This is a genomic window from Bradyrhizobium sp. 132 (assembly GCF_023074185.1).
Taxonomy (GTDB): domain Bacteria; phylum Pseudomonadota; class Alphaproteobacteria; order Rhizobiales; family Xanthobacteraceae; genus Bradyrhizobium.
Genome location: NZ_JADPKY010000113.1, coordinates 20499 through 29809, shown reverse-complemented (window position 1 = coordinate 29809; position 9311 = coordinate 20499). Strand labels below are relative to the sequence as shown.

The window sequence follows — 9311 nt, the reverse complement described above, 5'->3', positions numbered from 1 at the left end:
CCTGTCCGCTAATTAGCTCGAATGCGCGCTGATATCCATGATGGCCCGGAGCACAACACGCTCCAATCAGAGGCCGGATACATTGATGCAAGACCGCATTGGGTCACAGGCTGACTTCCGAACCGACTTGAGCCTGGGTCGGCTTATCTCCTGTAGGCAGACATAGCGGTCGCGTAAGCGGAGGTCGGCAATGGGCCGATTTCGTTGAAAAACGCCGAAGGTAGTTGGCTGTAATGGCGCGATCCCCGATGCGGCCGACGGGCTCACCCGTTCTTATGCGAGCCTTGGGGTTGGCATTGGGATCAGCTTGGCCAGTCGTCGCGCGAGAATATCCCGTCTGTGCGGGCCGACTTGTCAAAGACTGTAACGTGCGGCTCGATACCATGCTCATAGACCAGCCAGGCGAGCATCTCGGCCGAGCCGTAGCCGCTGTCACCGAGGAGCCGGCTCGGATAGAGATCAAACCGCTCCAGCGAGCGCTCAATCATGCGCTTGGCGGCCAATACCTCCGCCTGCCGGATTGCCGTGGTCGCCTCGACGTCGACGATGATCGCGTTATCGATATCGATCAGGTAGTTCGTCGAGTAGGCAAAAAAGGCTTGGCCGCCGTGCGCCCCCGTCCAGCGCGCCGCCGGGTCGGATGGCGACACAAACTTCGGGGTAACCTCGGTCGCTGCTCCGAAGGCTGCATCGTCGAGGACAGCTAGATACTCGTCGATAACTCGTCCGGCAGCCGCCGGCGGAAGTCCCTTGTCGCCTTCGATGCCCTTCTGCCGATTGGCGTCAGCCTTGATCAGGCTCGCATCGACTGCAAATCCTTCACCACCGACCAGCCGCTCCTCGATGCAGCGGCGCGACACGCTCTCGAACACACGACGGAAGAGGTCGCTCTATCGGAAACGGCCGTGCCTGTTTTTGGAGAAGGTCGAGTGATCCGGTACCGCACCGTCCTGACCCAGCCGGCAGAACCATCGGTAGGCCAAGTTTAGGTGCACCTCATCGCACAAGCGCCGCTCCGATCGAATGCCGAAGCAGTAGCCGATCAGCAGCATCCGGATCATTAACTCGGGATCGATCGAAGGACGACCGATACTGCTGTAGAAGGGCGCCAGGTCCTGCCTGACCTGTTCAAGGTCGACAAATCTGTCGATCGAACGGAGCAAGTGGTCGGCCGGGATATGCCGTTCGAGCGAGAACTCATAGAACAAAGCAGCCTGTTCGACTTGCCGATGTCCCATCATGACCTTCAGTCCTGCCAATTAGACAGACTGAATCATTGATCCCTCTGCGTCGCAACCGCCGCCTTTTTCAACAGAATCGGCCACAAGCGGACTCATGCACAGCGGAGCAAATTGGCCTGGGCCAACAAACAATAAGCCCGGCCCGCTTTGATGGTTTGAGGCCAGCGGACCGGGCCACTGTGGCCTAGACCAGTAAGAGGCCGTGCGTCGTAAACATGAAATCCTGAGGCCTGAGTGCTTCCTCGCTATGGACAACCACCTCGTTGCCTGCACTGAACGTGATCGTGCTCTCGTGTGTGGTCGGATCAAATGCCGAGATCGTGAGTTCGCTGAAGTTCTCGATGCCAAGCGCAGAGACATCGATGTGGTCGGTTCCTAAATTCGAAAGACCCTGGCCGAGATCCTCGACCTTGTCGTGGCCGTTATCGACGCTGAAGAGGAAGGTGTCGTTGCCTCCTTTCGCGAGCCCAAGCATCACCTGAGCGTCGCCCCACATGTCATCATTACCGGTCCCACTGATCAGCTTGTCATTCCCTCCACGCGCGTTATCAGACATCGCCTGCGCATCCCCGACGAGGATGGTTTCGTATGTTCCGGCAGGAGGTGGGCTGGGATCATTGCCTCCGATCAAACTGTCGTTGCCGCCCTGAGCGTCGCCGGACATGGTCAGCGCATCGCCGTAAGCTTTGCTCAAGCCGGATGCGATGCCGCCGCTTTGCAATGCGGTGCCGCCGATATAGGTGTCATTGCCGCCGACGGCATGATCGCCCATGTTGCCTCCGGCGTCGCCGGAGAAGAGATTTTTGTTGCCCGGACCTGATGAAGAGGCTTGGAAGGTATCATTGCCGCCTTGAGCATAATCAGACATGTTGGCACCAGCGTCGCCGTAGAATGTGCTTCCCTCCCCGCCGGTCTTGTTGAAGGTGTCGTTGCCGCCCTCAGCATGGCCGGACATGTTGCCGCCAGCATCGCCATAGAAGATGTTTGGGAAGAAAGTTCCGCTAAGCTGATCGTAGGTATCATCGCCACCCTTGGCGAAATCAGACATGTTCCCGCCAGCGTCACCGTAGACAAAGTTGTCGGTTTCAAATCCGTGCATCGTGTAAATGTCGTTACCACCAGCGGCGTGGCCCGACATATCCCCCCCGGCATCGCCGTAGAAATAATTGTTGGTCTCAGAGGAGCCGTTTTTTGTGAAGCTGTCGTTGCCGCCATGAGCATAATCAGACATGTTGCCACCAGCGTCGCCATAGAACCGCAAGGTCCTCTCTGGCCCGTTACTGGCCGTCAAGGTGTCGTTCCCTCCTTGGGCGAAACCGGACAGGTTTCCGCCAGCATCGCCGTAAACGGTGTCTGTAAAGTGCCCTTCTCCGAGAGAGAGTGTGATGCCGTCATTACCGCCTTTGGCGTGATCTAACAGATTGCCGCCGGCGTCAGCAAAGACATTGACTATCGGACCAAAGAGCAGCCCACCAGGCGGAAGTCCGGTGACTTGAACGTTCAGCGTATCATCCCCAGCATTGGCATGATCGGAGATGCTGCCGCCAGCATCACCGTACATGTTGACCGTAACTGCGGGCTGAGAAAACGCGGGGTAAGTGACTTGGGCGGATAGCGTGTCATTGCCGCCCTTGGCATGATCGGAGATATTTCCGACCGCGTCGCCAAACATGTTGAATGTGAGGGGAGTTGGTGGCGGAGCGTTGAAGACAAGTTGCGCGGTGAGAGTATCGTCACCACCGATGGAGTGATCCAGCAGGCTTCCTCCGGCATCACCATAGAGGAGCGGTGTGTCGGTGGTGCCGGTCAAAATGTCCTTTGTGCCGATCTCATGGTCCGTTAAGTCACCCGGAGTAATGGGAACGCGTCTGATCATAGCTGCCTCCTAAACGATGCAACAACCTGGAGGCGAAGCAGACTATCAAAAACCGGCTCGGGCGTGAGCCATATTATAGGGCAATAGTACTTTTTATAGGGCAATAGTACTTTCGCAAATTCTGCGCTCTGGTCTGCTTAGGGTCACAGGCGGCGGTCGGGGCAAGCGCGTTGTCACGTCCGTTCTGTCTCCAATAGCCGACACTGCGGCAGGCCCCTGTTCAGCTAAGGGCCAAAAGGCGACATGCGGGATATTACTCTATCAACAGCAGCCCCTGCTTCTTATCGCCGTCGAAGGTATTTACAGCGTCGAACAGCCGCTTTCGCTCGACGCCCGTGACTTTCCGGCTGGTGTGGGACTGGGCGACTTTGGCCAGCTCGTCGAGCGTAAGACCCATGATGCATACGCCTGTCCAGCAGCTCCAGGTGCTGGCCAACACCTTGCCCTCCGTCCTCGCCGCCTCGCCAAGAGACAGGTACGTATTCGCAACAGCGGCAGGTCCGCAGCGAGAGCCATTTGACGTGTCTTTGGAATGTGGCTGCCAGGGGCAGGTGCCACGCACGCTTTATGGGCTCAGGCGTACGTGTTGCGGATGAAGCTATGACTTGATGGAACGTGCGATCGGCTGACCACCAGGGCCCCGGCGAACACCAGACCCACGGCGAGAACCCTGCTGCTGATGCTGACGCGGTGCCATCGCTTCATGGGTCAAAACCTTTGGCAGCAATGACGACATCGGCCGGCAAAATTATATTCAGAAGCCTACTGGCAGGAAGGAGATTCCATGTGCGCGTCCGTTCGGGTTGAAAATGCGACCGCATCTCCCGACGGGGCCGCCCGTGTCTTCAGGAAAAGCGACAGCCAATCGGACCGTTTCCGCGACATCGCCGACACGTTTCAGCGTCGCCGACTGCGTCCGATATGCTCTGATGCGGGGGAGCGTATGGCGCGTGGTGGACCCATGTACATGGTCATTCGCAAATACACGAATGTTCGTTCGGTAGCGGACGCCGCTCGTCGCGCCAAGAGTGGCGTCGGTGAGATCCTGAGGCAATCGCAGGGATTTAGATCTTACCATGTGCTGGATGCGGGTGACGGTGTCGGCGTCGCCGTGATGATATTCGATGACCGCGAAAGCGCCAACGTAGCAAACGCCAAGATACTGCAGTTTGTTCAGGCAAGTCTGCATGACCTCAATCTTGGGGTTCCCGAAATCACCAGCGGCGAGCTTTTGGTTGACATAGACTCTAATGGGTTTTCGGGAGTCAAGTAGCGTCGCGAGTTGCGTCGCGGTGCTGCCCTTGCTCATCTCATCGACCTGATGTCACCCTCGCGTTCGCGACAGTTGCGCCCTGGATCTGCGGGTGCCGCCGGTCAGGATCACCGAGGATGCTTTTCGAGGAGCAGCAACGACATGAAGCAACACACCTTCGAAGCCTCCAACACAGCAATCTGCTGGACACCGCTCGTGCTTATGGGCAGCGACGCCACCAAGAGATCCCGAGGAAGATGAAGAGGATGAGGAGGATGAAGATGACGAAGACGGCGCTGACGAACCGGCGGTCGTGCGCGAGCCGGACGAAGACTAGATTGAGGCGTGATCGGCCGTCGGTGCTATAATATCCCCCATGGGCTGGGATACGAAAGACATAGGGCTCCTCACCAGGCTCTGGTCCGCAGGACATAGCGCGGCGCAGATAGCGCGGCGGCTCGGGTGCAGTCGTAACGCGGTCTGCGGCATGCTGACCCGTCAGGGCCTGAAGCGCGGTCACAAGCCGCCCACGGCAAGGCCCAAGATAAGGCCGCCCCCGAAGCTGAGGGCGACATCGTCGGCAGCTTGCGCCCGTCCAGTCGCAAAGAAGGTGTCGCGGAACGCAGCGGAGAGGCAGCAGCCCAACCAATTCAGCAAGCGGCAGCTTTACGAGATACTGGCTGAGGCGGTCAGAAACACTGACTAGGAGCTCACCACGAAAGTAGTTCGCTCGCCGTCAGTGCCTGGCCCACTTCGACGGGTTCGGCTGTCGTATACCTTCTCAGGGCTTCGTCCGCTTCGGACCAAAATGCGAAGAACTCAAGCTGAGCAAATCTGGTCCGCCATGCCTCGCTGAGCGGACTCAAGGACTTGCGCAGCTACTTCGCTGATGCGCCAACAACTCAAATAGCCTTCTCACGCGATCACCATGCCGGCGAGCGTGAGAAGCGTCGGGGAATCGAAGCCAACCGTCGTTCTCTGTGCGTCCTCAGGGCTCGCTCCGGGTTTGCTCCGCCGGGCCCGGTTCACGAGCCAAAAAAACGTGTTTCGCCCCATGTGTTGGAGTAAGCTGGCTACCTGGTACGACGGCCTGGTCCGCGAGCGGCTCGACCTACGGCGCGCGGCTAATGTAGCGGCCGATAGGACGGCGGCTTTAGTAAGTGGATGAGTGCGGCTAAGTGTGCGTGAATGCCATGGATATCTCTGCCTGGCTGCGCGGCCTCGGCCTGGAATGCTACGGTCAGGCATTCCGGGAAAATGCGATCGACGAGGCAACCCTACCCAAGCTGACTGCCGAGGACCTCAGAGAGCTCGGCGTGACGACGGTTGGCCATCGCCGAATTCTCCTGGATGCAATCGCTGCGTTGCGAGCCAAGACTTTGCGCGACCCGGCCGAACATTCGGTGGAGCCCGACCGCGCCCGCGGCAAGGCTCCAGAAGCCGAACGCCGACAGCTCACGGTCATGTTCGCCGACCTTGTCGGTTCCACGGCATTGTCGGCGCGGCTCGATCCTGAGGATCTACGCGACATCATCGGCGCCTACCACCGTCGTTGCGCCCAGGTAATCACCAGGTCCGGCGGCTTTGTTGCCAAGTATCTCGGCGACGGCGTGCTCGCTTATTTCGGTTACCCGAAGGCGCATGAAGAGGACGCGGAACAAGCGGTACGCGCTGGTCTCGCCCTAATCGATGCCGTGGCGAAGCTCAACGTGGGCCAGGCGACCTCGTTGCAGGTGCGCGTCGGTATTGCCACCGGCCTCGTGGTCGTCGGTGATCTGCTCGGTGAGGGCGCAGCCCAGGAGCAAGCGGTGATCGGTGAAACTCCTAACCTTGCGGCGCGACTTCAGGCGCTTGCCGAACCGGACACGGTGATCATTGCGGACGACACGCGCCGCCTGCTTGGCGGTCTGTTTGATTATCGGGATCGCGGCACATTGCCGATCGCGGGCATTGACTATCCGGTGCAGCTCTGGCGGGTTGTGGGCCCGAGCCTGGTCGGCAGCCGGTTCGAGGCCCTGCGCGCCAACAGAACGCCATTGATCGGTCGCGAAGAAGAGATAGCATTGCTGACGCGCCGCTGGGAGCGAGCCAAGACCGGCGACGGCTCCGTCGTTCTGATTGCCGGTGAGCCGGGGATCGGCAAGTCGCGCATCGCCCAAACCTTGCTGGAGCAGTTGGGCAAGGAGCCGCACACGCAGTTGCGTTATTTCTGCTCGCCACACCATCAGCACAGCGCGCATTATCCCAGCATCACCCAGCTCGAGCAGGCGGCCGGATTTCGACGCGAGGATACGGCCGAGACCCGCTTGGACAAGCTTGTGGCGGTACTGGCTCTGGCAAACAAGGAGCTAAGCGAAGCCATCCCGCTACTGGCGGACTTGCTGTCGATACCGACCGGCGACCGCTACGCGCCGCTCAATCTCACGCCGCAGAAGCGCAAAGAGAAAACGCTTCAGGTACACGTGGCGCAGGTCGAATGTCTCGCGGAGCGGCAGCCGCTGCTGATGCTGTGGGAAGACATCCATTGGAGCGACCCCACCACGCTGGAGTCGCTGGATCTGCTCATCGACCGAGCCGCGACGCTGCGGGTCCTGATGATCCTCACATTTCGACCGGAGTTCACGCCACCCTGGGTGGGCCGTCCGCACGTGACATTGCTCAGTCTCAACCGCTTGCCCCCTCGGGAGCGCGCCGAGATGATCGTGCACGTAACCGGGGGCAAGACATTGCCCGGGGCGATTGCCGAGCAGATCATCGATCGCACAGATGGCGTGCCGCTATTCATCGAGGAGCTGACCAAGTCTGTCGTCGAGAGCGGATCGATGACCGATAACGGAGACCATTACTCCCTGGCCGGGCCGGTGGTTCCTTTGGCGATCCCAACGACGCTGCAAGCCTCGCTTCTGGCGCGACTCGATCGGTTGGCGCCCACGCGAGAAGTAGTGCAGATCGCAGCGACGCTCGGGCGTCAGTTTTCGTACGAGTTGATCAGTGCCGTCGCCGACATGCAGCAATTGCGGCTGGAGGGCGCTTTAGAGCAGCTCATACGCGCCGAGCTGGTGTTTCGGCGCGGGACGCCGCCTGATGCCACGTACATCTTTAAGCACGCGCTGGTGCAGGACGCCGCCTACAGCACCTTGCTGCGCCCCCGACGCCAGCAACTGCATGGCCGTATTGCCACCACGCTGGAGCGTCAGTTTCCGGAGATTGTCGCGGCTCAGCCCGAGCTTATGGCGCAGCATTGTGCCCTGGGAGGCCTCGTCGAAAAGGCAATCGAGTTTTGGGACAAGGCTGGGCGCTTGGCCGTCGAACGTTCGACGATGGCCGAGGCCGCTGCGCACTTTGGCAAGGCGCTCACCTTGCTTGCTCGCCTGCCGAAAAGTCCGCAGCGACGGTCCAGCGAACTTTCACTTCAGCTTGCGCTTGCGGGTGCGGTAACGGCAGCTAAGGGATGGGCATCCCCTCAAGCCGGTGAAGCGTACGCCCGTGCCCGCGAGCTTTGCCGTGAGGACCCGGAGGGGGCACAGCTTGCGAGAGCCTTGGCCGGCGCCCATTCGTTCTTACACAATCGCGCGGAGATTCGGGCCGCGCATCAGTTAGCGGAGGAGGCAGCGGTGCTTTCCGAACACCGAAATGACAGCGATATCGAGCTGATCACGCACCGATGCTTGGGCGTCAGCCTCATGTTTCGCGGCGAATACAACCGCGCGCTCCACCACCTGCGGCAGTCGCTCGGCTTCTATAACGAGGCTGACCACCGACCTCCGAAGTTGACGCCCCATGACGTTCGCGTCACCTGCGAGAGCTTCGTCGCCTGGACGGTACTCCTGCTAGGAAAACCGGATCAGGCGCTGGCGGAAAGCCAACGCGCACTGGCCTGGGCGCGCGAGCTGTTGCAGCCCTATACACTGGCGTTCGCTCTGCACGTCAACTGTGTCTTTCACCAACTTCGGGGCGACGCAACGATCCTCGAGGAGCGAGCCGACGAGCTGGTGCCACTTGCCACCGAACATGGTTTTCCGCACTTCATGGGAACAGGGACCTGTTTCCGAGGCTGGGCGATACTCGCGACGGGAGGATCTATCGAGGAGGCAATCAGCAGGATGCGGCGGGGTCTGGCAACGAAGCGGGCCACCGGTGCCGAGATCAAAGTGCCTTACTATCTTGGCCTTCTGGCGGAGGCGCACAGGCGCGCGAACCGACCCGCCGACGGGATAAAGCTGCTAGATGAAGCCCTTGAGCTGGTCGAGCGAACCGACGAACGTTGGTACGAGGCAGAATTGCATCGGCTCATGGCCGAGATGCTGATCACCAAGTCGGATAGACGCGATGCCGAACGCTGGCTGTACGGCGCTCTCCGAACAGCGCAAAAACAGGACGCGAGGCTTTGGGAATTGCGCGCCGGCACCAGCCTGGCCCGCCTCTGGCGCGATCAAGGTAAGCGCACCGACGCCCACGACCTGCTCGCGCCGATCTACCGCTGCTTCACTGAAGGCTTAGATACGGCCGACCTCAAAGAAGCCGCCGCGCTACTTGCTGAGCTGGCCTAATTAGGCAATGTCAATCGACGGACGTTTATTGGTGCAGTGTCCGCAAGGCCGAAACTACCGGACTTGCCCGATGTGATCCTTCCGATGCCTTGAACGATGCAGCGGCGCAGCCCAAGAATTTAACTCCGGACCTCCGGATTCGGAGGCTCTGTCCGTCTCGAGAGTCCCGACCGTTGGTCTGCGACTTCTGCTGCGGGTCAAAGACGACGGCTTGCTGCGGAGGCGATGACTTCTGCTCTACTCCCGACTCCAGACCTGCCGCTTCACTACGCTAACCGACGCGATGGGCCACAACCGGACTCCGCTGAGTTAAGAAATTTATGCTTTCTTGAGCTTATCGCTTGCTACTATGCGCCATCAGGAGAACTATGCTTGCGGCAAGCCTGATCCTC

The 9311-nt window shown here is 60.0% G+C and carries 5 protein-coding genes and 1 pseudogene; 3 read left to right on the top strand and 3 right to left on the bottom strand.

All coding sequences use genetic code 11. The annotated features are described in order from the left end of the window. Positions 1-311 precede the first annotated feature (311 nt). From IVA74_RS24020 to IVA74_RS24010, 3 genes and pseudogenes are all read right to left on the bottom strand, one after another. Positions 312-1241 (bottom strand): annotated as a pseudogene (locus tag IVA74_RS24020) (IS1182 family transposase); the annotation flags it as partial. Positions 1242-1425: 184 nt separating this feature from the next. Then, positions 1426-3117, bottom strand: a complete 1692-nt coding sequence (locus tag IVA74_RS24015; protein ID WP_247348746.1) for a hypothetical protein — start codon at positions 3115-3117, stop codon at positions 1426-1428. Between the two features lie 253 nt (positions 3118-3370). Continuing rightward, positions 3371-3514, bottom strand: coding sequence for a hypothetical protein (locus tag IVA74_RS24010; RefSeq protein WP_247348745.1), 144 nt, complete (start codon positions 3512-3514; stop codon positions 3371-3373). Positions 3515-4078: 564 nt separating this feature from the next. Between IVA74_RS24010 and IVA74_RS24005 the strand changes: the two genes are divergently transcribed. The 3 genes from IVA74_RS24005 to IVA74_RS23995 all read left to right on the top strand — a co-directional run bounded on the left by IVA74_RS24005 (position 4079) and on the right by IVA74_RS23995 (position 8919). Further along, positions 4079-4390: a hypothetical protein gene (locus tag IVA74_RS24005; protein WP_247348748.1), complete on the top strand. Its 312-nt coding sequence runs from the start codon at positions 4079-4081 to the stop codon at positions 4388-4390. Positions 4391-4745: 355 nt separating this feature from the next. Then, entirely contained in the window at positions 4746-5075 is a 330-nt protein-coding gene (locus tag IVA74_RS24000; RefSeq protein WP_247348744.1) for a GcrA family cell cycle regulator, read from the top strand. A 487-nt stretch (positions 5076-5562) separates the two neighbouring features. Continuing rightward, positions 5563-8919, top strand: a complete 3357-nt coding sequence (locus IVA74_RS23995) for an adenylate/guanylate cyclase domain-containing protein (RefSeq protein WP_247348743.1) — start codon at positions 5563-5565, stop codon at positions 8917-8919. Positions 8920-9311 lie beyond the last annotated feature (392 nt).